This is a genomic window from Paraburkholderia polaris, from assembly GCF_012927345.1.
In the GTDB taxonomy this organism is placed as follows: Bacteria; Pseudomonadota; Gammaproteobacteria; order Burkholderiales; family Burkholderiaceae; genus Paraburkholderia; species Paraburkholderia polaris.
Window position 1 is genome coordinate 153,014 of sequence record NZ_JABBGJ010000003.1, and the last position, 24,709, is coordinate 177,722.

Sequence of the window (24,709 nt, forward strand, 5' to 3'; positions counted from 1 at the left end):
AACATCTGGCGCAGCAGACTTGCCCAAATCGCAGTGCTACACTTCGCGGACCATCCACGTGGTGTATCCACAACAAGCCGGGCGGCGCTAGGCGGGCAGTTTAGAATAGCGGTCGTTTTTTCCGCTCAGGGAACGGATTTCCTCGCGTCTATGACAGATAACAATCACGTGCACAAACAGCCTCTGCCTTCCCTCGCGATTGCCGCGATCGGAGTGGTGTTCGGCGATATCGGCACGAGCCCGTTGTACTCGCTGAAAGAGGCCTTCAGCCCGGCACATGGCATTCCACTGACCGATCAATCGATTCTGGGCGTGATCTCGCTGCTGTTCTGGGCGATCGTGATCGTGGTCAGCATCAAGTACGTATTGTTCGTGATGCGCGCCGACAACAACGGCGAAGGCGGCGTCCTCGCGCTGATGGCGCTGGCGCTGCGCTCACTCGATCAGAAGTCGAAAATGACCGGCTTGTTGATGATGCTCGGCATCTTCGGCGCCTGCATGTTCTATGGCGACGCGGTGATTACGCCCGCCATTTCGGTGATCTCCGCGGTCGAGGGGCTGGAAATCGCGGCGCCCAATCTGTCTCATCTGGTGTTGCCGCTCACGATGGTGATCCTCGTGCTGCTGTTCTGGATTCAGCGGCACGGAACGGCCACCGTCGGCCGCCTGTTCGGTCCGATCATGGTGCTGTGGTTCCTCGTGCTCGCCGCGCTGGGCCTGTGGCACATCCTGCAGTCGCCGAACGTGATCCGCGCGCTGAATCCGTACTACGCCTACACCTTTATGGCGGCGCACGTGTTGCAGGCCTACGTGGTGCTCGGCTCGGTCGTGCTGGTGCTGACCGGCGCCGAAGCGCTGTACGCCGACATGGGCCACTTCGGCGCAAAGCCGATCCGCATGGCCTGGTACTTCCTCGTGATGCCTTCGCTGGTGCTGAACTATTTCGGCCAGGGCGCGCTGCTCATGCACGACCCGAAGGCGATCGAAAACCCGTTCTTCCTGCTCGCACCGGATTGGGCGCTGCTGCCGCTCGTGGTGCTGTCAACGGTGGCGACCGTGATCGCGTCGCAGGCGGTGATTTCCGGTGCCTATTCGCTGACGAGCCAGGCGATCCAGCTTGGTTACGTGCCGCGTATGAAGATCCTGCACACGTCGGAACTGGCGATCGGTCAGATCTATGTGCCGGTGGTGAACTGGATGCTGCTGTTCATCATTCTGTGCATCGTGATTGCGTTCAAGACCTCGGATAATCTCGCCGCCGCGTACGGTATCGCGGTGACGGCGACCATGGTGATCACCACGATTCTTGCCTGCGTCGTCATGGTGAAGGTGTGGAACTGGAACAAGTTCCTCGTCGCGATGATCATCGGCGTGTTCATGGTGGTCGACCTGGGCTTTTTCGGCGCCAATCTGCTCAAGGTTGCAGAAGGTGGCTGGCTGCCGCTTGGCATCGGCGCGCTCCTGTTCTTTTTGCTGATGACCTGGTTCAAGGGCAGGATGATCGTCAAGGAGCGCACGGCGGCTGACGGTATTCCGCTTATGCCGTTCCTGCAAGGCTTGCTTGCGCATCCGCCGCATCGCGTGTCGGGTACCGCGATCTATCTGACGGGCAGCGATTCGCTCGTGCCGGTGAGCTTGCTGCACAACCTGAAGCACAACAAGGTGCTGCACGAGCGCACCATTTTCCTGACCTTCGTGACGCTCGATATCCCGTATGTGAACGATGCGGAACGCGTGACGGTAAAGGATCTCGACGGCGGCTTGTACCTCGTCAAGGCGGCCTACGGTTTCAACGAAACGCCTGACGTGAAGGCAGTGTTGCTCGAGGTCGGCCGCACGCACGACATGACGTTCGAGTTGATGGACACGTCGTTCTTCCTCGCCCGCGAAACGGTGGTGCCGACGCAGTTGCCGGGCATGTCGGTGTGGCGCGAACGTGTGTTCGCATGGATGCATCAGAACGCGGCCAAGCCGACCGACTTCTTCAGCATTCCGGCCAATCGGGTGGTGGAGTTGGGGACGAAGATCGAGATCTGAGCGCGAAGCCAGATTCGCAAACGCCTTGCATGCCGAGGCGCGGCAAGCGGCAAGCGATAAAAAAAGCCCACGCAATTTTGCGTGGGCTTTTTTGTGCCGCTCAGTCTCGTGAACGTCAGCGCGTGATTCAGTCACGCACTGACGAACCCGATTACTTCTGCTTGAGCTTGGCGAAGGCGGCGGCCATTGCGCCGCCTGCTTCCGGCTCACGCGAGCGCTGCTGCTGCGCACCGCGTGCACCGCCGCCGGGGCGGCCGCGATCCTGCTGGGCGCCGCCACCGCTGCGCGGCGCTGCTGCCGCACCGAAGTCGTCGTCGAGACGCATGGTCAGCGCGATCCGCTGGCGCTTCACATCGACTTCCAGCACCTTCACCTTGACGATCTGGCCGGCCTTGACCACTTCGTGCGGGTCTTTGATGAACTTCGTCGACATGGCCGACACGTGTACGAGACCGTCCTGATGCACGCCGATGTCGATGAACGCACCGAAGGCCGCCACGTTCGTCACGACGCCTTCGAGCACCATGCCCGGCGTCAGGTCGCTGACCTTCTCGACGCCTTCGCGGAAGGTCGCGGTCTTGAACTCGGGGCGCGGGTCGCGGCCCGGCTTTTCGAGTTCCAGCAGAATGTCGCGCACAGTCGGCAGGCCGAAACGTTCGTCGACGAATTCCGCCGGCGACAGGCCACGCAGCGCGTCGCGATTGCCGAGCACTTCGCCGACATGCTTGCTGATCTTCGCGAGCATGCGTTCCACGACCGGATAGGCTTCCGGGTGAACCGAGGAGCGGTCGAGCGGATTCTCGCCGTTGTTGATGCGCAGGAACCCGGCGGCCTGCTCGAAGGTCTTGTCGCCCAGACGCGGCACCTTGCGCAGATGTTCGCGCGACGGGAACGGGCCGTTTGCGTCGCGATAGTCGACGATGTTGCGAGCCAGCGTTGCGTTCAGACCCGACACGCGCGCCAGCAAAGCAACCGACGCCGTATTGGCATCCACGCCGACCGCGTTCACACAGTCCTCGACCACCGCGTCGAGCGAGCGGGCCAGTTCGCGCTGATTCACGTCGTGCTGGTATTGACCGACGCCGATCGCCTTGGGTTCGATCTTCACCAGTTCCGCGAGCGGATCCTGCAGACGGCGTGCAATCGACACAGCGCCGCGCAGCGACACGTCCATATCCGGGAATTCCTTCGCCGCGAGTTCGGAGGCCGAGTACACCGACGCACCGGCTTCCGAGACGACGATCTTCTGCAGCTTGAACTCCGGATGACGCGCGATCAGTTCGCTCGCGAGCTTGTCCGTCTCACGCGACGCCGTACCGTTGCCGATACTGATCAACTCAGCCTGCGTTTGCGCGCAGATGCGCGCCAGCTTCGCGATCGAGCCGTCCCAGTCGCGGCGCGGCTCGTGCGGATAAATCACGTCGGTGGCGAGCACCTTGCCAGTCCGATCGACCACCGCGACTTTCACGCCGGTGCGCATACCCGGATCGAGGCCGATCACAGCCTTCGGGCCCGCCGGCGCCGCCAGCAGCAGGTCCTTCAGGTTGCGAGCAAACACGCGAATCGCTTCGTGTTCGGCCTCGTCGCGCAGATTGGTCAGCAGCTCGTTTTCGATGTGCGGCTGCACCTTCACGCGCCAGCACCAGCGGCACACGTCGGAGAGCCACTTGTCGGCCGGGCGGTTCTGGTTGGCGATGCCGAAGTGGCGGGCGATCAGCGCTTCACTCGGATGCGGCACCTGCGCGTCGAGTTCTTCACCCAGCCCCAGCTTGACCATCAGCACACCCGCATTGCGGCCGCGGAACAGGGCCAGCGCGCGATGCGACGGCACGGTCTTGATGGTTTCCGCGTAGTCGTAGTAGTCGCGGAATTTCTCTTCTTCCGCGTTTTCCTTGCCCTCGACCACTTTCGACGACACCACGCCCTGGTTGAACATGTAATCGCGCAGCTTGCCGAGCAGATCCGCGGTTTCGCCGAACTGTTCGGAGAGGATATCGCGCGCGCCGTCGAGCGCGGCTTTCACGTCGGCGACGCCTTTCTCGGCGTCCACGTAGGCGGCGGCTTCGGTTTGCGGGTCGAGCAGGGGGTTGCCCAGCAGCGCGTCGGCGAGCGGCTGCAGGCCGGCTTCGCGGGCGATCTGCGCGCGCGTGCGGCGCTTGGGTTTATACGGGAGATACAGGTCTTCCAGCACCTGCTTGCTGTCGGCGCCTTCGATGGCGGTGCGCAGCTCGTCGGTGAGCTTGCCCTGTTCGTCGATGCTCGTGATGATCGCGGCGCGCCGGTCTTCCAGCTCGCGCAGATACAGCAGACGCTCCTCGAGATTACGCAGTTGCGTGTCGTCGAGATTGTCGGTCACTTCCTTCCGGTAGCGGGCGATGAACGGAACAGTCGCTCCTTCGTCGAGAAGTTGCACCGCGGCCGCGACCTGGCGCGGCTGGACGGACAGTTCGGCGGCGATGCGCTGTACGATCTTGAGTGCTACGGTTTCCGTCATAAGGTCTTGGTGTTCCTGCTACTCAATCAAAGGTCGCGCGGTAACGGCACACGTCGGGCACGTTGGTGCACGCTGGGCGTGCGCGCTACGACCAGGTTGCTGGAGCGGGGCATTTTGCCATAAATGCAAAAGGGCTCAACCGCAGGGTGATAGAATTTCGGGCATGTTCCGTTGACCATTTACGACGTTGCCAATCTCTTTGTCCCTCAACCGCCTGGGCTCCCGCTTGGTCTCTCGCTTGTCACAATTGTCGTCTCTTCTGTCGCTGAATGTGTCGCGATCGCCGCTTACATCGCTCAGGTTGGCGTCGCGGTCCGTGTTCAAGTCAGCGCTCCCGTCCAATGGGATGTTGTTCGCTTCGTGCGCCTCGTGCGTCATGGCCGCAACGCTAGCCATGTCCGCGCCGGCCGCGGCGCAATCCGCAGCGGCGCTCACGGCCGCCAGTAGTGTCGCGCCGCTGGCCGCTTCGGGCGCGCGGGCAGCGAGCGCGGCGGGCGCAACAAGCACGACGAACGGCGCCGGGAACGCGGGTAATGCCGACAACGCTGAGAATGCTGACAACCCGGCATCGCCTGACAGCGCATTCGATGCGCGCCAGAAAGTCCTGGATCAGCGCACTGAGGAAAACAACTACCGTTACGCAGTTGCCGAGCACGATTGCTACAGCAAGTTCTTCGTCAACCACTGCCTGGACAAGGCGCGCGACAGCATGCGCTCGGTGCAGGCCGACATTCGCAAGGAACAGCTCGCGCTCGACGGCGAACAGCGTGTCCAGCGCGCCCGCGAGCGTGACGAGCAGGCGGCGCTCAAACGCGCACAAGACGAAGCGAGCGCGCCGCAACGCGCCGCCGACGACGCACGTAACGCGCAAGCCTACGAAGACAAGCAGCGCCAACACCAGCTCGATCAGGCGCAGCGCGCAGCCGAAGCGCCGCAACGCGACGCCAACGCGCAAGCCTATCAGCAGAAGCTGCAACAGCACGCGCTGGATCAGGCGCAGCGCGGCGTCAGCCCGTCGCAGGCCGCGGCTAACCAGCAGGCTTACGATCAGAAGCAGGGCGACTTCCAGCGCAAGCTCGAGGAGGCGCGTCAGCAGGGCGCCCAGAAGGCTCAGGAGCGCGTCGAGAAACAGCAGACCTTCGAGAAGAAGCAGGCCGATGCGGCGCAGCATAAAGCTGACGTCGAAGCGCGCCAGAAGCAGGCGGCCGAGAAAGCCGAGCAGAAACGTCAGGACCAGTTGAAGCAGCAGCAGGAACTTGAAGAGCAGCAAAAGCAGCAACAGGAACAACAGTAGGTGTGCTGTAGCAGGTTCTGGTAGGGTAGGAGCGAGTTAGTAGTCGCCGTAACGCGTTTTAAGCCGGACAGCAACCTCCGGCACAGGCTGCACCGCGCAGCCTGTGCCGCTTACGAGAGGAGGCGAGCATGCGCGATCACCATCACGTCATCACCACAGACACCCTTCGCGACCGTATTCTGCAGCTGGAATCGGAGCATAGTGGGCTCGATCGTTTGATCGACCGAATGTCGGATGAGCCCGGCATCGATGACTTCGAGTTGCAGCGCCTGAAAAAGCGCAAACTCAAAGTTAAGGACACCATCATCTTGCTGCAATTGCAGCTCGAACCGGACGCACGCGCCTGAGTTCGTGGCCTGGCAGGTGCCGGGTCGCGCCGCGCGCGCCGGACTTTGCAGGAAACGCTTGCCTTGAATTCACCGCTTGAAACTTCACCACGCGCCACAGCGGGCGACGACGCTCCGGCGGCCGGCGATCCGGCGGCCGGCGATCCGGCGGCCGGCGCTCCGGCGCCGCGTGCTCCCGCGTCTGCGCTCTCCGCATCATTGAATCCACGCCGCGGCGCCGAACTGGACGATATCTTCGCCGACAACGGCCTGCTCGCCCGTCAGATCGACGGCTATCGCTCGCGCGCGTCGCAGATCGAGATGTCTCGCGCCGTCGCGGCGGCCATGGAAGCGTCGGGCCGTGCAATGCCCGAGCCGGCAATGTTCGAAGCGCAAAAGCGTCCGGCGCGACGTCTCCAATCGCAAGCTGCGGATGCGGCGGCGGAAGCCCCCGAAACCAACGAGTCGAACGGTCTCGACGGCAGCGAAAACACGCTGATCGTCGAAGCGGGTACAGGCACCGGCAAGACCTATGCGTATCTCGTACCGGCCATGTTGTGGGGCGGCAAGGTGATCGTCTCCACCGGCACCAAGCATTTGCAGGATCAGCTCTTTCAGCGCGACATTCCGACTGTGCGCGATGCGCTCGCCGTGCCGGTCTCGGTGGCGATGCTCAAGGGCCGCGCGAACTACCTGTGCCATTACTATCTGCAGCGCACAGCGGATAACGGCCGTCTGCCGTCGCGCCAGGAAACCTCGTATCTGCAGGACATCATTCGCTTCGCCAAGATCACACGCACCGGCGACAAGGCCGAACTCGCGAGCGTGCCGGAAACGGCGGCGGTGTGGTCGATGGTCACGTCCACGCGTGAAAACTGTCTTGGCCAGGAGTGCCCGCACTACAAGGAGTGCTTTGTGATGCAGGCGCGCCGCGAGGCGCAGCAGGCCGACATCGTGGTGGTCAATCACCATCTGTTTTTCGCCGACATCATGCTACGCGATACAGGCATGGCTGAATTGCTGCCTACGGCGAACACCGTCATCTTCGACGAAGCGCACCAACTGCCGGAAACCGCGACGCTGTTTTTCGGCGAGACGCTTTCGACCACGCAATTTCTCGAGCTCGCGCGCGATTCCGTGGCGGAGGGCCTGGGTCATGCGCGCGAGTCGGTTGACTGGGTGACGCTCGGCTCAACGCTCGAACGCGCGGCGCGTGACGTGCGGCTCGCTTTCAAGGAAGACTCGGTGCGCTTGTCGATCGGTCAGTTGCCCGACGATCATCCGTTATTCCCCGCGCTCGAAACGCTTGAGGCCGAGCTGGACGCATTGGCTTCAGCGTTGGCGGGTCAGGCCGAGCGCGCTGAATCGATCGGCGCGTGTTTGCGTCGCGCACGCGAGTTGCAAGGCGTGCTCGCGGGCTGGACGACACCGCCCACCGAGACCGAACGCGCGGCCGCTGACGCCGCCTCGGCGGACGCCAAGGCCGAACGCGCCGATCCGAATGAAAAGGTGCGCTGGATCGAAGTCTTCGCGCATACGGTGCAGTTGCATGAAACGCCGCTGTCGGTCGCGCCGATCTTCGCGAAGCAGCGCGCCGGCGTGCCGCGCGCGTGGATCTTCACATCGGCGACATTGTCGGTGCGAGGCGACTTCACGCACTATGCGGCGCAGATGGGCCTGAACGCAAAACGTTCGATGACGCTGCCGAGCCCCTTCGACTATCCGACGCAAGGGCTTCTGTACGTGCCGCGCAATTTGCCGCAGCCTTCGTCGCCGATGTTTACCGACGCTGTGTTCGATGCTGCATTGCCGGCGATCGAAGCATCAGGCGGCGGCGTATTCATGCTGTGCACGACGCTGCGCGCTGTCGACCGCATCTCGAACAAGTTGCGCGACACCATCGAAGCGCGCGGCTGGGACTATCCGCTGCTCGTACAGGGTGACGCAAGCCGCACCGAGTTGCTCGACCGCTTCCGTGCGTATGGCAATGCGATTCTGGTGGGAAGTCAGAGTTTCTGGGAAGGCGTGGACGTGCGTGGCGATGCGCTCTCGCTGGTCGTGATCGACAAGCTGCCGTTTGCACCGCCCGATGACCCGGTTTTGTCGGCACGTCTGGACGCGCTGACGAAGAAGGGGTTGAGCCCGTTTGCGGTCCATCAGTTGCCGCAGGCTGTGATTACGCTCAAGCAGGGCGCAGGGCGTCTGATTCGCGCTGAGACCGATCGCGGCGTGCTGATGATCTGCGACACACGTCTCGTCGACAAACCGTATGGGCGCCGTATATGGCAGAGCCTGCCCCCCTTCAAGCGCACACGTGAGATCGAAGTCGTGCGCGAGTTCTTCGAAGAGAATGCAAAACCGACTTAATAGCTGATTAAGTGAATGCCGTTGTAAAAAGCGGCTCTTAAATGACAAAACGCCACGGATGTGAATCCGTGGCGTTTTGCTTTACTGCCCAGGAAATCGAGGTGATTTCCTGAAGCAGTTTTCGCCCAGAGGCGAACCCTACGCGACAGCTTACTGGCTTGCGCCCGAAGCCGGAGCAGCAGCCGAAGCAGCAGCGCCTGCGTCCGAAGCAGCGGTCGTAGCCGAAGCAGCAGCGTCGCTCGCAGCAGCAGCCGCACCCGAAGCAGCAGCAGCCGAATCCGAAGCTGCTGCAGCCGGTGCCGAAGCAGCAGCTGCGTCGCTAGCCGGGGCAGCGGCTTGATCGTTGCTCTTGTTGCATGCAGCCAGTGCCACAGCTGCCAACAGGGATGCTACGAGGAGGGATTTCTTCATGATCACGTCCTTTTATGGTTAAAGGTAAGCAACAGCGCAAAATAATACCGGTAATGTGCTCCAACACCGACCTGGGCCGCTGGTGGAGACGCTCTTTTGACGAGCTAGAATCTTCCCTACGGCTTGGGCGGAAATTATATGCACTTTCGTACTGACAATCCATAAATCCGGGGTCAATACGTTGTCTTTCTCATACAAAATTTCACAGTACGGTATAACAGGCGGGCAGAGTTACGCAAGCTCGCCCACTTGTATCCAGCCCGCACAATACCACTCGTGAAGCAGTGCTGTCACCGACGAATCGTGCGAGAGTGTTACAAAGCGTTTCGCACTCATACACCGGTGATCAGCGAGGTCAAACAACCACTTTTTTGCGCCTTCAAACGGCGTTTCCTCTCCATTTACGAAGAAAAAACGGCGGTTGTACAACAAATTAGTCTTGCGGTCCAGCCGAATGCCGGACTTCGACGCCTGACTGATGAAACGGGCTTCATTGAGCGGTCGTTGCGGCGGATCAAAGACGACGCTCGGCTTCGGTTCACTGAGGTACGTGCCAAGGAACGACGCGATGTCCTGCTCGTTCCATTTGACTCCCGCAAGGATCGCGCCAACTCGTTCGATCAATGCGGTGGGCAGCTCAGCCGGACGGTCGACAGCGGGTTGCTGCGGGTCGCGATAGAGCGCATTGGGGCGCGCAGCCGACTCGCCGCGCTCGGCCAGATGGTAGAGGAACTGCGCGGTCAACTCGCCCGCTGACGGGGCGCGAAAACCGATCGAGCAGGTCATGCATTCGCCTTCGGCGACACCGTCATGCGCGATATGCGGCGGCAGGTACAGCATGTCACCCGGCTCGAGCAGCCATTCCTGTTCCGCTTCGAAATGCTGTAAAACTTTCAACGGCAAACCCGGTTGGAGTGTCAGATCTTTCTGCGCACTGATCCGCCACCGGCGCTTGCCTTTTACTTGCAAAAGAAACACATCGTAGGAATCGAAATGGGGGCCGACGCCGCCGCCATCGCTCGCATACGAAATCATCAGGTCGTCCAGACGCGCGTCCGGCACAAAGCGGAAGCGGTCGAGCAATGCACGCGCACGATCGTCGTAGAGGTCCACGCCTTGCACGAGCAACGTCCACGCACGCTGCTTCACCGACGGCAGTTCATCAGGCGCGAACGGGCCGTGCTCCAGTTGCCATTTGTTGCGAAAGTGCGTGATCAGACGCGCTTCGACTTCGTCCTGATCCGCGAGCTCGAAAAACTCATCGCGCGACAGCGGCGCCTCCACGTTCGGGATCGCCTGGCGGATCAGCAGCGGCTTTTTCTGCCAGTACCGGCGCATGAATTGCGACGGAGTCAGATTGCCGAGCAGCGGCGTGGGCGTGTCGGGCGAGGGCGGGAGGCCAGGGAGCGCTGGCTTCGAAGCCGGCGAAGATTTCCGTGCCGAAGCTGCATCGGCCGGGTGGTCAGTGGGCCGCTTGGGCATCGTATAATGTGAGTTGTATTCTGGAGAATCGAATGAAAATCGCAAAGAACACCGTCGTGTCGGTCGCTTACAAGCTATCGGATGCGCAGGGCAATCTGATTGAAGAAAGCGACGAGCCGATGGTCTATCTGCACGGCGGCTATGATGGCACGTTCCCCAAGATCGAGGAAGAGCTCGACGGCCACGAGGCCGGCTTCGAGACCCAGATCCAGCTTGAGCCGCAAGACGCGTTCGGCGAGTACGACCCTGATCTCGTGAAGATCGAGCCGCGCGATCGCTTCCCGGAACCGCTCGAAGTCGGCATGCAATTCGAAGGCACGCCGGAAGAAGGCGATGAGGATCTCGATTCGCTCGTCTACGTGGTGACCGACGTCGCAGAAGACAAAGTCGTGCTCGACGGCAACCATCCGCTCGCTGGCATGGCGCTGCGTTTCGCGCTGACCGTCAAGGACGTGCGTCCGGCTACGGAAGACGAAATCCAGCACGAACACGCGCATGGCGCCGACGGACTCGAAGTCCTCGATGACGATGACGACGAAGCGGAAGAAGACAAGTCAGGGCCCACGCTGCACTGAGCTTGCGGGCGTGCCGGGAGCGCCTGAAGGCAAACCCGGCGCTCCCGGTGCGTGCGGTAAAATGGTCGAAGCGGTCGAGGCGGGCGGAGCGGACATAGGCGGCCCGTAGTCGCCGTTGCCGTCTTCCGCTGGTCTGCGTTGCGGCTGATCGGGTTGCTGCTGGACCGGTTGTGGCTGTCCCGGCGTCTGCAACAACGGCGGCAACTCGGAAGCGGGGCCTAACGCAGGCACAGCCGGCATCGAAGCTGACGGGTCTTCGCGCTGCGGCGCCGGCGCTGCCGTGGGTAACGGCATTTGCCTCGGCACGTCGCGCACACTCACGCGGAACGGCGGTTTCTTGCCGAGATCCGCTTCAATCTGAATCCACTGGTTAAGACGATCATGCGGCGCAAACGCGACACGTGTGAGATTCGTCACCAGCATCCCCTTGTCATTGCGTAGCGGCTGATCGATCACGAAGCCGGCGCTCGCGCGTTCATCGTCGCAATGAATCACTAGCACGGGGCCGCGAAAAATCTGCGCGAGTTTGACGAGGCTGCGTTTGAATTCCAGAAAACCGTCGCGGCGCGTATTGCGCGTAAAGCGCAGCCACGCAAAACGGTCGGGTCGTTCGTAGCGCTCCGGATCGGGGTCGCCCTGAATGAAGATGACAATCGCGCGCGCGTCACGGCGTTTGGCGTATTCCGCTGCGTGCTCGAGCCAGAATGCATTGGCGATCACGCGATCTTCGAACTCGCCGTTGCGGCCGCCCGCAGTCAGGTAGTGATTGTTCGGCCCCGGTGCGTTCAGACCGACAAACACGGTATCGCCGACTTGCCAGCGCACATTCTCCCGGAACGGACGAAAGCGTGAGACTTCGCTCTCGCGCGTCAATGCGATCGGGTTCTGACCCATCGACGTGGAGTTGGTGAACAGGGTCTGGCGTAGTTGGTCGAGCCGCTCGACCGGGTCGAAGCCGCCGGCCTCAGTCGTACCGCAGTCGGCCCAGTCGTGCTGGCCGGGGATGAAGAAGAGGGCGGGCCGTGACGTTTCGAGCAGCGCGTGGCGCCGTTCGTATAACGCATCGCGGCAGGCTTCTTTCGCGCCCTTCAGATTGCCGTCGTAGACGATGAACGATACGTCGCGCTCGCGGCTGATCGCCTCGATCAGGCGTTGCGTGGGCGCTTCGTCGGCGGGGCTTTGCATCGCGTTGGCGATGACCGCGAAGGCATAGCGCGGCGTTTCGGCGTGCGCGAGCGGGACAAATGCCACCAACGCCACCAAGGACACAAGCGCCGCAAGGCCGCCCGTGAGCGTGGGGGCGACGGTCAGCGCCGCGCAAAGTTTGCGCGGGCGCGGCGGATGCCTGTGTGCGTCAATGATCTGCATCCGGCGCGGCGGCCAGCTCGTGCAGTTCGTAGAGCAGATCGAGCGCTTCGCGCGGGCGCAGATCGTTCGGATCGATTGCGCGCAGACGCTCGATAAGCGCCTGCATGGCCGGCGATGCCCCCGCTGATTCCTGCTTGGCGTCGCGCTTGTCGCCACGGTCGTCGTCGGCGTCTTCGACCAGCATAGGCATGGGTACCGCGAACAGGTCGAGTTGCGGTGCGGGTTGCGCCGCCGATTGCTGTTCGAGATGCGCGAGATGCTTGCGGGCCGCGCGAATCACTGCGTTCGGCACACCGGCCAGTTGCGCGACCTGCAAACCGTAGCTCTGATTCGCCGGACCTTCACTGACCGCATGCAGGAACACGATGCCGTGCCCATGCTCGACTGCCGACAGGTGCACATTGGCCGCGTGTGGAAACTCGGCGGGCAACTGCGTCAATTCGAAGTAATGCGTGGCGAACAGCGTATGACAGCCGTTGTGCGACAGCAGGTGCCGCGCGATGGCCCAAGCCAACGCCAAGCCGTCGAATGTCGACGTGCCACGCCCGATCTCGTCCATCAGCACGAGACTTTGCGGTGTCGCGTCGTTCAGGATCGCCGCCGCTTCCGTCATCTCCACCATGAAGGTCGAACGGCCGCCGGCCAGATCGTCCGCAGCGCCGATTCGCGTGAAGATGCGATCGATCGGACCGAATGCCGCGCGCCGTGCCGGCACATAGCTGCCGACGTACGCCAGCAACGCGATCAGCGCGGTCTGCCGCATGAAGGTCGACTTACCGCCCATGTTCGGGCCGGTGATCAGCAGCAGTTTGCGCTCCGGTGTGAGCGTGCAGTCGTTGGCGATGAATTGCTCGACCTGCGCCTCGACAACCGGATGCCGGCCCTGTTCGATTTCGATACCGGTGTCCGGCGAAAACGTCGGGGCGACCCAATCGAGCGCGCGGGCGCGTTCGGCGAAGGCAGCCAGCAGATCGAGTTCCGCGAGTGCCGCGGCGACCCGCTGGCAGTCCGGGATAAAAGGCAGCAGCACCTGCAGCAACGCATCGTAAAGCGAGCGTTCGCGAGCCAGCGCGCGCTCCTGCGCGGACAGCGCCTTGTCTTCGAAAGTTTTCAGTTCCGGCGTGATGTAACGCTCGGCGTTTTTCAGCGTCTGACGGCGGCGGTAATCGTCCGGCACCTTGTCAGTCTGGCCGCGCGTGACTTCGATATAGAAGCCGTGCACCTTGTTGTATTCGACGCGCAGATTGCCAATGCCGGTGCGCGCCCGTTCGCGCGTTTCGAGGTCGATCAGGAACTGCCCGCAGTTCTCCGAAATATCTCGCAACTCATCGAGTTCCGCATCGTAACCGCGGGCGATCACGCCGCCGTCACGAACCATGGCTGAGGGCTCTTGCGCGACCGCGCGCTTGAGCAGTTCGACGCAGGCTTGCGGCGGTTCCAGCGACGCGTCGATACGCGCCAGCGAGTCCGCATTGGACGCAACGGCCGCGAGTTGCGTGCGCAACTCGGGCAAGGCGATAAACGTATCGCGCAGGCTCGACAGATCGCGAGGCCGCGCCGACAGCAGCGCGAGACGCCCGGTAATACGCTCAATGTCGGAGATCTGCCGCAACGCGCCGCGGAGCGTTTCGACACCTGAGCCCAGCGGCGCGTCGAGCAATGCGCCGATAGCCTGCTGACGTGCTTGCGCTACAGCGGCTTCGCGCGGGGGATGGTGCAGCCAGTGGCGCAGCAGACGGCTGCCCATTGTCGTGCAGCAGGTGTCGAGCAGCGAGCACAGCGTGGGCGATTCGGTGCCGCGCAGCGTTTCAGTGAGTTCAAGGTTGCGGCGCGTAGCGGGGTCGAGCCCGATATATTCGGACTCGTATTCGACCTTCAGGCTGCGCACGTGACGCAATTGCTGGCCTTGCGTGGCCGCCGCATATAGCAGCAGCGCACCCGCCGCGCCGCACGCCGCTGTTAGCGAATGCGCGCCGAAGCCGTCGAGGCCGGCCACTTCCAGTTGATCGCACAGACGCTGCGTGCCCGAGGCGATATCGAAGTGCCAGACCGGCACGCGGGTGAGGGCGCCGGCGTTGACAGGCGGCGTCCAGCTCGCGGACTCGCCGGCCGCATCGGCCACCAGAATTTCCGCGGGACGAATCCGTTCCAGCGCGGCGGCCACTTGGTCGGGCGCAACTTCGGCGAGGCGCAAGGCGCCGCTCGCCAGATTCAGCCACGCGAGCCCGACGCTCGTTGCGACGCCGCGGCGGTTATGCGCGACGCACAGCGCCATCAGATAGACGTCGTTCTTGTCGGATAGAAGTGCTGCGTCTGTCAGTGTGCCCGGCGTGACCACGCGCATGACTTTGCGCTCGACCGGTCCTTTCGAGGTAGCCGGATCGCCAATCTGTTCGCAAATCGCGACGGATTCGCCGAGCTTCACCAGCTTGGCCAGATACTGTTCAACCGCGTGATGCGGCACACCCGCCATCTTGATCGGATTGCCCGCTGACGCGCCGCGCTGCGTAAGTGTTAAATCGAGCAGGCGCGCGGCTTTTTCCGCATCTTCGAAAAAGAGCTCGTAGAAGTCGCCCATCCGGTAGAACACCAGCGTGCCCGGATGATCCGCCTTGATGCGCAGGTACTGCTGCATCATTGGCGTGTGTTGTGCGACGTCATTGGCCGCTGCGGTTTGAATGCCCATCCTTGGTGTCTTTTTGCGTTAGCTGTTCAGGGCGTGAGTTTAACCCGCCGGCGCGGCGAGCGGACCCTGGCCGGACGGCTAATCCACAAAGCAGCGCAGGCCGCCATGCGGATTCTCGCGCGAGCCGGGCGACGCTCGCCATGCCATCATTCTTCCACCAGCGCTCGCATATCCACCGTGCGCTCATTCACGGCACTGCGCCGTTTTGCGAGCCACATCATGAACGTGATGAAGCTGCCGAACACGACAATGATCCATTGCGCCGGCATCTTTGCGGTGAGCAGCAGTGCGTAAGCGCCGAGCATCAGCAGCACGGCCAGATTCTGATTGAAATTCTGCACCGCGATCGAATGGCCCGCGGAGAGCAGTATCGCGCCGCGATGCTGGAGTATTGCGTTCATCGGCACGATAAAAAAGCCGGACAGCGCGCCGAGCAGAATCATCAAAGGATAGGCGAGCAGGATATAGATCGGCAGGACATACGAGCCGATACGTATGCCGGCGCCCGCCGGAAACAGGTCCTTGTTGTAAAAGGCCACGGCGATCGCTACCGCGCCGGTGAGGATGCCGATCGGCAGCACGCGCAGCGAACTGCGCAACGGAATCAGCGCGGCCGCGGCAGATGCGCCTACCGCGATTCCGAGACCCGTGACGCCTTGCATCACCGCCGCCTTCGACAGCGACAAGCCGAGGTTCACATTCGCCCATTTGAGCACCAGCAATTGCAGCGTGACTGCGCCACCCCACATCAGCGTTGTGACCCACAGCGCGATCTGCGCGAGCTTGTCGGCCCACAGCACGTTGAAGCAATGATAGAAGTCGCCGACCAGTTTTTTCGGCTCGGTCAAACGGTTCGGATAGCGCGCGCCGGTGTCGGGAATGAAGATGTTGATTCCGGCCGCGATCGCATACGTGATCATCACCGCGAACATGGCCAGATCGGCGGAGGAGCGGATCAGCGGCAGATGGGCATGCGCGACGAACTTATCGGCAAGGGTGCTGATCAGTGCGCCACCGACCATCGTGCCGACAATGGTCGACAGGACGGTGGCCGATTCGAGCCACGCGTTCGCCTTGACGAGTTTTTCCGCGGGCAGCAGCTCGGTGAGAATGCCGTATTTGGCCGGTGAATACGCGGCCGCGCCAAAGCCCACCACGCCGTACGCGATCATCGGATGAACGCCGACGATCATCATCAGGCAACCGCTCGCCTTGAGCGCGTTGGAGACGAACATGACGTGCCGCTTTTGCATCGCGTCGGCGAACGCGCCGACAAAGGGAGCGAGCAGCACGTAGGAGACGGTGAAGAAAATCTGCAGCAGCGGCGTGACCCAGGCGGCCGAACGGATCACCGACAGCAAGGCGATGGCGGCGATCAGCAGTGCATTGTCCGCGAGCGACGAAATGAACTGCGCCGCGATGATTGTGTAGAAGCCTTTTTTCATGAAGCGGATCGGAAGCGACGCGGAAGTCTGGCGCGAAGCAGGGCGCTGCAAAAAACGCGCGAAACGCAGCCGGCGATCGAGCGTGCCGGCGCGGCCTCCCGCTTTGTAGCACGAACGCCTGCGGGATGCAGGCGCGCCAACGAAAAAGCGGCCGAAGCCGCTTTCGTGTTGTCGATGCCGGCGCAGAGCCGACCGGATAACGGACTTAGGCTCCAAGCTGGAGACCCGAGACCCGAGACCCGAGACCCGAGACCCGAGACCCGAGACCCGAGACCTTAAGCCGATTGCTGACGCGTGCGGCTGTAGCGCGACAGGATCGGGATCATCTGCGCGTAGACCTTCGGATTGCCCGCGACAATTTCGCCGACGTGCAGGAAGTCCGAGTCGCCCGTGTAATTGCCGACCAGACCGCCGGCTTCCGTGATCAGCAGGCTGCCTGCGGCGACGTCCCACGGATTCAGGCCTTGCTCGAAGAAGCCGTCCAACCGGCCTGCAGCGACGTTGGCCAGGTCGAGCGCGGCGGCGCCCGGACGGCGCAGGCCGGCGCAGGCTTCGGTCATTTCTGCGAACTGGCGGCCGTACGCTTCGAGACCATCCTTTTCGCGGAACGGGAAACCTGTGCCGATCAGGCCGTCAGCGAGGCGGTCGCGCTTGGCTACACGGATGCGGCGGTCGTTCAGGAACGCGCCGCGGCCGCGCGAGGCGGTGAACAGGTCGTTGCGCGTCGGATCGTAGACCACGGACTGGGTCACGAGGCCCTTGTGGGCGAGCGCGATCGACACGCAGTAATACGGGAAACCGTGGATGAAATTGGTGGTGCCGTCGAGCGGATCGATGATCCACTGGTATTCGGACTCGTTGTCCGACTTGCCGGATTCTTCGGCGAGGATGGCGTGATCGGGGTAGGCTGTCTTGAGCGTATCGATGATCGCCGCTTCAGACGCTTTGTCGACCTCCGTGACGAAATCGTTGTGCTGTTTCTTGCTGACCTGGAGGAGATCGAGGTCGAGCGACGCGCGGTTGATGATCTGGGCTGCGCGGCGCGCGGCCTTCACAGCGATATTGAGCATGGGATGCATGAGACTGGATCCTTGTGCCGGGGCAGCACGGCTGCTTACCGGTAAATGAGCGCGGGATGAGCGCTAATTGAGCGCCATCAAGGGGCGCGGAAACAGCACGGAACGCACGTCCGATGAAAGACCGGTGCGCATTCCGCCGACGGAGACGAATTGAATAAGAACGAGGCGCCGGACTTTTCGTAGGCGAATGCCGGGCGCGAATATCAGTATTTTACCTGAGTCCGGGCGCCGCGGCAGCGGTTGCTGTCTGGCTCGCGGTATGACGGTCGATTGGCGGGCGTTCTGTGCGGCTGTCGCACGCAATTCATGCGCAATTCGGAGCCGATGCGGGGTTGGCGCTACCATACGCGTTCTTTAGCCTGCCGAGTTTCATCGTGGACCACACCCACCATTCTTCCGATCCCGCCGTGGCGGACCTGCGCGGCGGTTTTACGTCGACGCGCTTCGTGCTCGTCGAGCCCAGCCATCCCGGCAATGTTGGCGCCGCGGCGCGCGCGCTGAAAACCATGGGTTTCTCGCGCCTCGTGCTGGTGTCGCCACGCGTGCCGCACGTGCAAACCGATCCGGAAGCCATCGCCATGGCGAGCGGCGCCGACGACGTGCTGGCATCCGCGCACGTCGTGCCGACGCTTGCCGACGCGTTGAACGGCGTGCATTGGTCGATCGCGCTGACTGCGCGGCTGCGTGAATACGGGCCGCCGCAATGGACGCCGCGTGCCGCGGCCGGTGCCGCGCGTGAGCAGGCGGCGCATGGCGAGATCGCGCTGGTGTTCGGCAATGAGCGCACGGGTTTGTCGAATGAGGACGTGGAGCGTTGTAGCGCGCTTGCGCATATTCCGGCCAATCCGGCCTACAGTTCGCTCAATCTTGCGCAGGCGGTGCAGGTGTTGGCGTATGAATTGCGCACGGCGTATTTGTCAGACGGCGAGGCAACGCCCGTGGCACCTGCAGCGACTCAAGCGCGCGCAGGGCAGGGCGAGCCGGTCGGCGCACGCGCGGCGAGCGACGAAATCGAAAGCATGTATGCGCATCTGGAAAGCGCGCTGGTTGCGCTCGAGTTTCTCGATCCGGCCAATCCGAAAAAGCTGATGTCGCGTTTGCGCCGCCTGTTCGCGCGTTCCGGTCTGGAGCGCGAGGAAGTGAATATCGTGCGCGGCATCGCCAAGCATATTCTGCTGAAGACCAAACCGCCGGCCGACGACGCTTCTTAAGCACAGGGCGCCTTAATGGCGATCGGGGGGGCATTACGGCTGGGCTGGGGCCGAGCCATCGCGGGCTATGGCCGAACCCGGGCCGGGCGTCGAGGCTTCGCCTCTTCAACTGCACCCTGTTCGGCGCTGCAATCGCACCGCAATCGACGTCCCTGCCGGCAGCGTGGGCTTCCGGCAGGTTTCGCGCATTCGTCCTACAATCGCTCGAAACGTTCTAAGCAAAGCTGCCGATCTGCTATGCGGCAAGCATCCGCCGTGCGTGGTGTTTCACGCATGCGGTCTTTTCCCCCACGACACAATCCCTGCCATGTTCACGAGAATTCGCGAAGACATTGCCACGATCCGCGAGCGCGATCCCGCCGCCCGCAGCGCCTGGGAAGTCCTCACGTGTTACCCGGGTCTGCACGCACTCGTGCTGCACCGGCTCGCGCACGCGTGCTGGCGGGCTAAACGCCGCTGGCTTGCGCGTTTCATCTCGCAGATGGCGCGCTTCATGACCGGTATCGAAATCCATCCCGGCGCGACGCTAGGCCGCCGCGTGTTCATCGATCACGGCATGGGCGTCGTGATTGGCGAGACGGCGCAAATCGGCGACGACTGCACGATCTACCAGGGGGTGACGCTTGGCGGCACGTCGCTCACACGGGGTGCGAAGCGCCATCCCACGCTTGAACGCGGCGTGATCGTCGGGGCGGGGGCGAAGGTGCTCGGCGGCTTCACGATTGGCGCGGAGGCGAAGATCGGCTCGAATGCGGTGGTCACGAAGCCGGTGCCGGCACGCGGCACGGCGGTGGGCAATCCGGCGCGGATTATCGTCCCGGCGGCGTCAGCCGTGGCGGCTTCGGCGGCAGCGGGCTCGGTGAGCGCATCGGCAAACGGCGCGGCGCGGGAGTCGAAAGCCGCGTCCGAAAGCAGCGCATTCTGCGCGTACGGCATCACACCGAATGCGGACGATCCGGTCTCGCTGGCGATTCACGGCTTGATCGATCACGCCGCCACGCAATCGCAGCGTATCGACGAAATCGTCGACGCGCTGGAGCGGCTCGGAACAAGTCTGGAAGGGCTGCAAGGCGCCGATGCGGCGCTACTCGATTTGCGGCGTCTGTCGGCCGCGATTGCCGGAAAGGTGGAAGGGGTGGTGGCAGAGCGCTAATGCTTCGCGGAGACGATGCGAAGGAGGGGCGTCGACGCGCGCGCGTTGGCGCGCGTGCTGTCCGATCAAGGCATCCGCTCTGCGCGGCAGGCATGCCGCGCCGCGCACTCTGCCTGCAAGCATCACGCAACCGCAGGAGTTGGCGCCTCAGAACAACGCTGTTTCGGGCCTGAGTGTGATCGCCGATAATGCCGCGCGCTGATCAATCCAGCGGCAACGCCCGAATCCCTTCCGCATCGATCCGCAGATAACCGCCGCGGCGCTCGCCGTGGTCGAGATCCCAATCCGGCAACACCCAGCGGATGCCGTCCGGCTCGCGATGCCGCGCTGGCCGATGCGTATGCCCGTGAATGATCGTCGCCGTTTTCGACGACTTGAATAACGCAGCCACGGCCTTCTTCGTCACGTCATACTTTGGCGAAACCGGGCGCGAGCGGCCTAGCTCGCTTTTCGAGCGCATGTTCTCCGCAAGCGCCTGACGCCAGCGAAACGGCCACGCGAGAAACAGCATCTGCGCAATACGGCTGCGTGCAAAGCGCCGGAAATGTTGATAGCCGCGATCCGCGGTACAGAGGCCGTCGCCATGCGCGAGGGTGATACGTGTGCCGAATGCGGTGATCACGAATGGATCGGGCAACCAGATCGCACCGGCCGCTTTCATGAAGCGCTTGCCGAGCAGAAAATCGCGATTGCCGTGCATGATGTAGAGCGCGATGCCGCGCTCCGACAACGTGTGCAGCAATGCCGCCATCCGCGCGACGAACGGCTCGATGAGCATGTCGTCGCCGACCCAGTACTCGAACAGATCGCCGAGAATGAAGACCGAATCCGCCTGCTCGGCCGTGACGCGGATGAAGTGCTCGAACGCGGCGACCGTGCGCGGAATCGCCTCGCTCAGATGAATATCGGAGAGGAAAAAAAACGGGCGTGCGGCGTGCGGGCGTTTGCCCTCGCCAGGCACGCCCGCGGCGACGCTTCGCAGCGGCGTTTCTTGCAGCATTGAAGGTGCCTGATTTCAGTTCAAACGGGTTGGCCCTTGTCGGACGCTTAGTCGACGATCACCGCTTTTTCGATCACGACGTCGTCGGCCGGCACGTCCTGATGGAAGCCTTTCGAACCCGTCTTGACCTTCTTGATCTTCTCGACGATGTCCAGGCCTTCGACGACCTTGCCGAACACGGCGTAGCCCCAGCCCTGCGGCGTCGGCGACGAGTGATTCAGGAAGTCGTTGTCGTTCACGTTGATGAAGAATTGTGCGGTCGCCGAATGCGGGTCGTTCGTACGCGCCATCGCGACCGAGCCGTTGACGTTCTTCAGACCGTTGTTCGCTTCGTTGATGATCGGCTCAGCCGTCGGCTTCTGCTTCATGCCGGGTTCGAAGCCGCCGCCCTGGATCATGAAGCCGTCGATCACGCGGTGGAACACCGTGTTGTCGTAGTGACCGGCCTTCACGTAGTTGAGGAAGTTCTCAACCGACTTCGGCGCCTTTTCAGCGTCCAGTTCGAGTTTGATGACGCCGTGGTTCGTATGCAGTTCAACCATGATGGAATCCTTTGATGAACGGGGTGGGTAAAAGGCGTGGCCGCCCGTCATGTGAGATGCGATGACGGCGCCCCACGCCGGGTGCGTAGACGTAGATTTTTTAGCGTTGACTTCCGGTGCAGCGTGCCAAGTGCTGTTCGTGCTGTTTCTGTGCCGCTTTTTGTTCTGCTTCGTTCTGTTACTTGCCGACAACTGTGGCCGATTCGATCACGATCGGCTTTTGCGGTACGTCGCCCATCGGGCCGCGCGTGGTGGTGGGCGTACCTTCGATTTTCTTCACGACGTCCATGCCGCTCGTGACCTTGCCGAACACCGCGTAGCCGTTGCCGTCCGGATTCGGATAGTCGAGCCCGGCGTTGTCCACCGTATTGATGAAGAACTGCGCGGTGGCCGAATTCGGATCGCTGGTGCGCGCCATGGCGAGCGTGCCGGCGGCGTTCTTTAGACCGTTACGGCTTTCGAGCGGAATCGGCGCGCGCGTGGGCTTCTCCGCGAAGCTCTGGGTATAGCCGCCGCCCTGAATCATGAAGCCGCGAATCACGCGATGGAAAATCGTGCCGCTGTACTGGCCGGACTTCACGTAGTCGAGGAAGTTGGCGACGGTTTTCGGCGCCTTCTCAGGATACAACTCGACGCGGATGTCACCTTCCGTTGTCTTGAAGAGGACGGACGGATGCGCGGCCTGCGAACCGTTCTGGGCAAAGGCGGGGGCATTTGCGATCAGGGCGGCGCTGCCGAGCGCCAACATCAACCATTTCATGAAAATCCTCAGGGTTGGAAAAAACGTATTGGCGAAAATTGTGGCGGCCTTACTTCGACGGCGCCATATAGGGTGGCATGGCGAGCGAGCCGTTCGCGCCGCCGAACTGGAAGCTTGGCGTCTGCGTCATGTCGGCGGTAGAGCGCGGAGCACTGGCCTCGGTAGGCGCGGCGGCTTTTTTCGCCGGCGCGGCGGTGCCCTTGGGCGGCGAGACGATCTTCTGGATGTCGGCGAGGCGTTGCGTGGTGGTGGCGCTTGCTTTGCCGAGGCCCTGCGCACGACGGTACGCTTCATTGGCCATGCGCAGATATAGATCGCCGAGATTCTCGTACGCGAGACCGTAGCCCGGATTCACCTTGGTCGCCGTTTCGAGCGCGGCGCGTGCTTCGGCATAACGGCCTTGCTTCGCGTAGAGCGCCGCGAGGTTGTTATACGGCTCGGGCAGCTCGGGGTACATTTGCGTGAGTTCGGTGAACGCGGTGATCGCCTCGTCGTCGCGATTCAGATGGGCCAGCACCGTGCCGCGCTTGAACTTTGCCTGCGCGTCGCGCGGATTCGAGGCGATGCGCGCGTCGAGTTGGGTGAGCGAGGCTTGCCAGTTTTTCTGCGCAATCGACGCGTCGATCTCCGGCGTGTTGTCACGCACGGCGGGCCCCTGCGGCATCGTGGCGGCTTTCTGCGCGTACGCGGCAGCACCCGGCAAGACCGTGAGGGCGACAGCGCAGAATGCCGTCGCGGCGAGGGTCGCAGCGCTGCGCGCGCGGCCGCTGGAAGGTTTCATAGGCTCAGGTCTGGATGTTATACTCCGACCCATTCTAACAAAAGGTCTGCGCGTTCCGTCGAACCGCAAACTGTCTTTTCGCCACTCGTGGTCGTCTCCGCCTTGATCGCAGCCTGACCGCCGCACCAGGTGCACCGGTTTGCTGCTGTGCGTGCTGTAAGTACAGAGCGGCAGTACAGAACGCACCCGCCGTCTTCTCGCGGGGCGCCTCATGCACGAAACAGCACGAAACACATTGCGGATTTCTTTCGGCCCACGCACCGTTCTCTATGGAATCACTGCGCATCTACAACACGCTCGCGCGTGACAAGCAAACTTTCGTGCCGCTGCAAGATGGCGTCGTGCGGATGTACGTCTGCGGGATGACCGTATACGACTATTGTCACGTCGGTCATGCGCGCGTGATGGTCGTGTTCGACATCGTGCAGCGGTGGTTGCGCACGCTCGGTTACGACGTGACCTACGTGCGCAACATCACTGATATTGATGACAAGATCATCCGGCGCGCAGTCGAGAACGGCGAAACGATCAAATCGCTGACCGATCGCTTCATTAAGGCGTTGCATGAAGATGCGGACGCGCTCGGCATCGAGCGGCCCGATCTGGAGCCGCGCGCCACCGATTTCATCCCGCAGATGCTCGGCATGATCGAGAAGCTCGAGGCGAACGGTTACGCGTATCAGGCGGGCGACGGCGACGTCAATTACGCGGTGCGCAAGTTCGCGGGCTACGGCAAGCTGTCGGGCAAATCGCTCGAAGATCTGCGCGCCGGCGAACGCGTCGCCGCGAACGACGCGAAGCAGGACCCGCTCGACTTCGTGCTGTGGAAGCAGGCGAAGCCGGAGGAGCCGGCGGACACCGGCTGGGAGTCGAAGTACGGGCGTGGCCGTCCGGGCTGGCATATCGAATGCTCGGCCATGGGCTGCACGTTGCTCGGCGAACATTTCGACATTCATGGTGGCGGTCAGGACCTGCAGTTTCCGCACCACGAGAACGAAATTGCGCAGAGCGAAGCTGCGACCGGACAAACCTTCGTCAATTACTGGATGCACAACGGCTACGTACAGATCGACAATGAGAAGATGTCGAAGTCGTTGAACAACTTCTTTACGATCCGCGAAGTATTGGCGCAGTACGATGCTGAGGTCGTGCGGTTTTTTATCGCGCGCGCGCATTACCGTTCGCCGTTGAATTACAGCGACGTCCATATCGACGACGCCCGCAACGCGCTCGCGCGTTTGTACACGTCGTTGAAGGATGTCACGCCGGACGGCGCGCAGCTCGACTGGAGCGAAGCGCATGCACAGCGTTTCCAGGCAGCAATGAATGACGACTTCAATACGCCGGTTGCAGTGTCGGTGTTGTTCGAGTTGGCAACTGAAGTGAACCGCACGCGCGACCCCGCGCTGGCCCGTCAATTGCGCTCGCTCGCGCAAGTGCTCGGGTTGCTCGGCCGAGAGCCGCGTGCATACCTGCAGCAGGCTGCGGGCGCTGCCGCAGAAGGCGCGCTCGATGCCGCCGCGATCGAAGCGAAGATCGCCGCGCGCGTGGCCGCCAAGCAGGCGAAAGACTATGCAGCAGCAGACCGGATCCGGGCCGAATTGCTCGAGGCCGGCGTTGCACTTGAAGACAAACCCGGCGGGTTGACCGAGTGGCGGCGCGTGTGAGCGCACCTCGTACGTCCCTTTGATCGACTCG

General features: G+C 62.6%; 19 protein-coding genes. 8 read left to right on the forward strand and 11 right to left on the reverse strand.

Annotated features, from left to right (window positions below):
- Positions 1–150: 150 nt before the first annotated feature.
- Positions 151–2,037, forward strand: a complete 1,887-nt coding sequence (locus tag HHL24_RS03270; protein WP_169483952.1) for a potassium transporter Kup — start codon at positions 151–153, stop codon at positions 2,035–2,037.
- 151 nt (positions 2,038–2,188) lie between these two features.
- Here the strand turns inward: HHL24_RS03270 and HHL24_RS03275 are convergent, their stop codons facing one another.
- Positions 2,189–4,531 (reverse strand): Tex family protein, encoded by a 2,343-nt coding sequence (locus HHL24_RS03275; RefSeq protein WP_169483953.1) that lies wholly within the window; start codon positions 4,529–4,531, stop codon positions 2,189–2,191.
- A gap of 346 nt (positions 4,532–4,877) precedes the next feature.
- Between HHL24_RS03275 and HHL24_RS03280 the strand changes: the two genes are divergently transcribed.
- The 3 genes from HHL24_RS03280 to HHL24_RS03290 all read left to right on the forward strand — a co-directional run bounded on the left by HHL24_RS03280 (position 4,878) and on the right by HHL24_RS03290 (position 8,518).
- Complete coding sequence (locus HHL24_RS03280; RefSeq protein WP_169484088.1) at positions 4,878–5,825, forward strand: hypothetical protein; 948 nt, start codon at positions 4,878–4,880, stop codon at positions 5,823–5,825.
- 128 nt (positions 5,826–5,953) lie between these two features.
- Positions 5,954–6,172, forward strand: coding sequence for a DUF465 domain-containing protein (locus HHL24_RS03285; RefSeq protein ID WP_169483954.1), 219 nt, complete (start codon positions 5,954–5,956; stop codon positions 6,170–6,172).
- Between the two features lie 63 nt (positions 6,173–6,235).
- Positions 6,236–8,518: an ATP-dependent DNA helicase gene (locus HHL24_RS03290; protein WP_169483955.1), complete on the forward strand. Its 2,283-nt coding sequence runs from the start codon at positions 6,236–6,238 to the stop codon at positions 8,516–8,518.
- A gap of 150 nt (positions 8,519–8,668) precedes the next feature.
- Here the strand turns inward: HHL24_RS03290 and HHL24_RS03295 are convergent, their stop codons facing one another.
- Both HHL24_RS03295 and HHL24_RS03300 read right to left on the reverse strand, forming a co-directional pair.
- Positions 8,669–8,929 (reverse strand): hypothetical protein, encoded by a 261-nt coding sequence (locus HHL24_RS03295; RefSeq protein ID WP_093633513.1) that lies wholly within the window; start codon positions 8,927–8,929, stop codon positions 8,669–8,671.
- A gap of 231 nt (positions 8,930–9,160) precedes the next feature.
- On the reverse strand, positions 9,161–10,411 hold the full coding sequence (locus tag HHL24_RS03300) for a cupin domain-containing protein (RefSeq protein WP_169483956.1): 1,251 nt from the start codon (positions 10,409–10,411) through the stop codon (positions 9,161–9,163).
- 32 nt (positions 10,412–10,443) lie between these two features.
- Here HHL24_RS03300 and HHL24_RS03305 point away from each other — a divergent pair, with 32 nt between their 5' ends.
- A complete protein-coding gene (locus HHL24_RS03305; RefSeq protein WP_169483957.1) occupies positions 10,444–10,986 on the forward strand; it encodes an FKBP-type peptidyl-prolyl cis-trans isomerase in 543 nt (180 codons plus the stop codon).
- On the opposite strand, the gene HHL24_RS03310 is transcribed toward HHL24_RS03305, so the two are convergent.
- From HHL24_RS03310 to HHL24_RS03325, 4 genes are all read right to left on the reverse strand, one after another.
- Complete coding sequence (locus HHL24_RS03310) at positions 10,966–12,354, reverse strand: hypothetical protein (RefSeq protein WP_169483958.1); 1,389 nt, start codon at positions 12,352–12,354, stop codon at positions 10,966–10,968. The genes HHL24_RS03305 and HHL24_RS03310 overlap by 21 nt on opposite strands.
- Positions 12,341–15,040 carry a DNA mismatch repair protein MutS gene (gene mutS, locus HHL24_RS03315; RefSeq protein ID WP_169483959.1) on the reverse strand — a complete coding sequence of 900 codons (2,700 nt, stop codon included), beginning with the start codon at positions 15,038–15,040 and terminating at the stop codon, positions 12,341–12,343. The genes HHL24_RS03310 and mutS overlap by 14 nt, the downstream gene beginning before the upstream one ends.
- A 146-nt stretch (positions 15,041–15,186) precedes the next feature.
- Positions 15,187–16,485, reverse strand: a complete 1,299-nt coding sequence (lplT, locus tag HHL24_RS03320; protein WP_169483960.1) for a lysophospholipid transporter LplT — start codon at positions 16,483–16,485, stop codon at positions 15,187–15,189.
- A 275-nt stretch (positions 16,486–16,760) separates the two neighbouring features.
- Positions 16,761–17,564 carry an inositol monophosphatase family protein gene (locus HHL24_RS03325; protein WP_169483961.1) on the reverse strand — a complete coding sequence of 268 codons (804 nt, stop codon included), beginning with the start codon at positions 17,562–17,564 and terminating at the stop codon, positions 16,761–16,763.
- 374 nt (positions 17,565–17,938) lie between these two features.
- Between HHL24_RS03325 and HHL24_RS03330 the strand changes: the two genes are divergently transcribed.
- Both HHL24_RS03330 and cysE read left to right on the forward strand, forming a co-directional pair.
- Positions 17,939–18,775: an RNA methyltransferase gene (locus HHL24_RS03330; protein WP_169483962.1), complete on the forward strand. Its 837-nt coding sequence runs from the start codon at positions 17,939–17,941 to the stop codon at positions 18,773–18,775.
- A gap of 307 nt (positions 18,776–19,082) precedes the next feature.
- Positions 19,083–19,928, forward strand: coding sequence for a serine O-acetyltransferase (cysE, locus tag HHL24_RS03335; protein WP_169483963.1), 846 nt, complete (start codon positions 19,083–19,085; stop codon positions 19,926–19,928).
- A 202-nt stretch (positions 19,929–20,130) separates the two neighbouring features.
- Here cysE and HHL24_RS03340 read toward each other — a convergent pair whose 3' ends face one another.
- From HHL24_RS03340 to HHL24_RS03355, 4 genes are all read right to left on the reverse strand, one after another.
- Positions 20,131–20,928 (reverse strand): UDP-2,3-diacylglucosamine diphosphatase, encoded by a 798-nt coding sequence (locus HHL24_RS03340; RefSeq protein WP_169483964.1) that lies wholly within the window; start codon positions 20,926–20,928, stop codon positions 20,131–20,133.
- A gap of 47 nt (positions 20,929–20,975) precedes the next feature.
- Entirely contained in the window at positions 20,976–21,470 is a 495-nt protein-coding gene (locus HHL24_RS03345) for a peptidylprolyl isomerase (RefSeq protein WP_169483965.1), read from the reverse strand.
- A gap of 178 nt (positions 21,471–21,648) precedes the next feature.
- Positions 21,649–22,230 carry a peptidylprolyl isomerase gene (locus HHL24_RS03350; RefSeq protein ID WP_169483967.1) on the reverse strand — a complete coding sequence of 194 codons (582 nt, stop codon included), beginning with the start codon at positions 22,228–22,230 and terminating at the stop codon, positions 21,649–21,651.
- A gap of 49 nt (positions 22,231–22,279) precedes the next feature.
- The gene (locus tag HHL24_RS03355) at positions 22,280–23,011 is read right to left on the reverse strand and encodes a tetratricopeptide repeat protein (protein WP_169483968.1); all 732 of its coding nucleotides are present in this window, start codon (positions 23,009–23,011) and stop codon (positions 22,280–22,282) included.
- 269 nt (positions 23,012–23,280) lie between these two features.
- Between HHL24_RS03355 and cysS the strand changes: the two genes are divergently transcribed.
- The gene (gene cysS, locus HHL24_RS03360) at positions 23,281–24,678 is read left to right on the forward strand and encodes a cysteine--tRNA ligase (RefSeq protein WP_169483969.1); all 1,398 of its coding nucleotides are present in this window, start codon (positions 23,281–23,283) and stop codon (positions 24,676–24,678) included.
- Positions 24,679–24,709 lie beyond the last annotated feature (31 nt).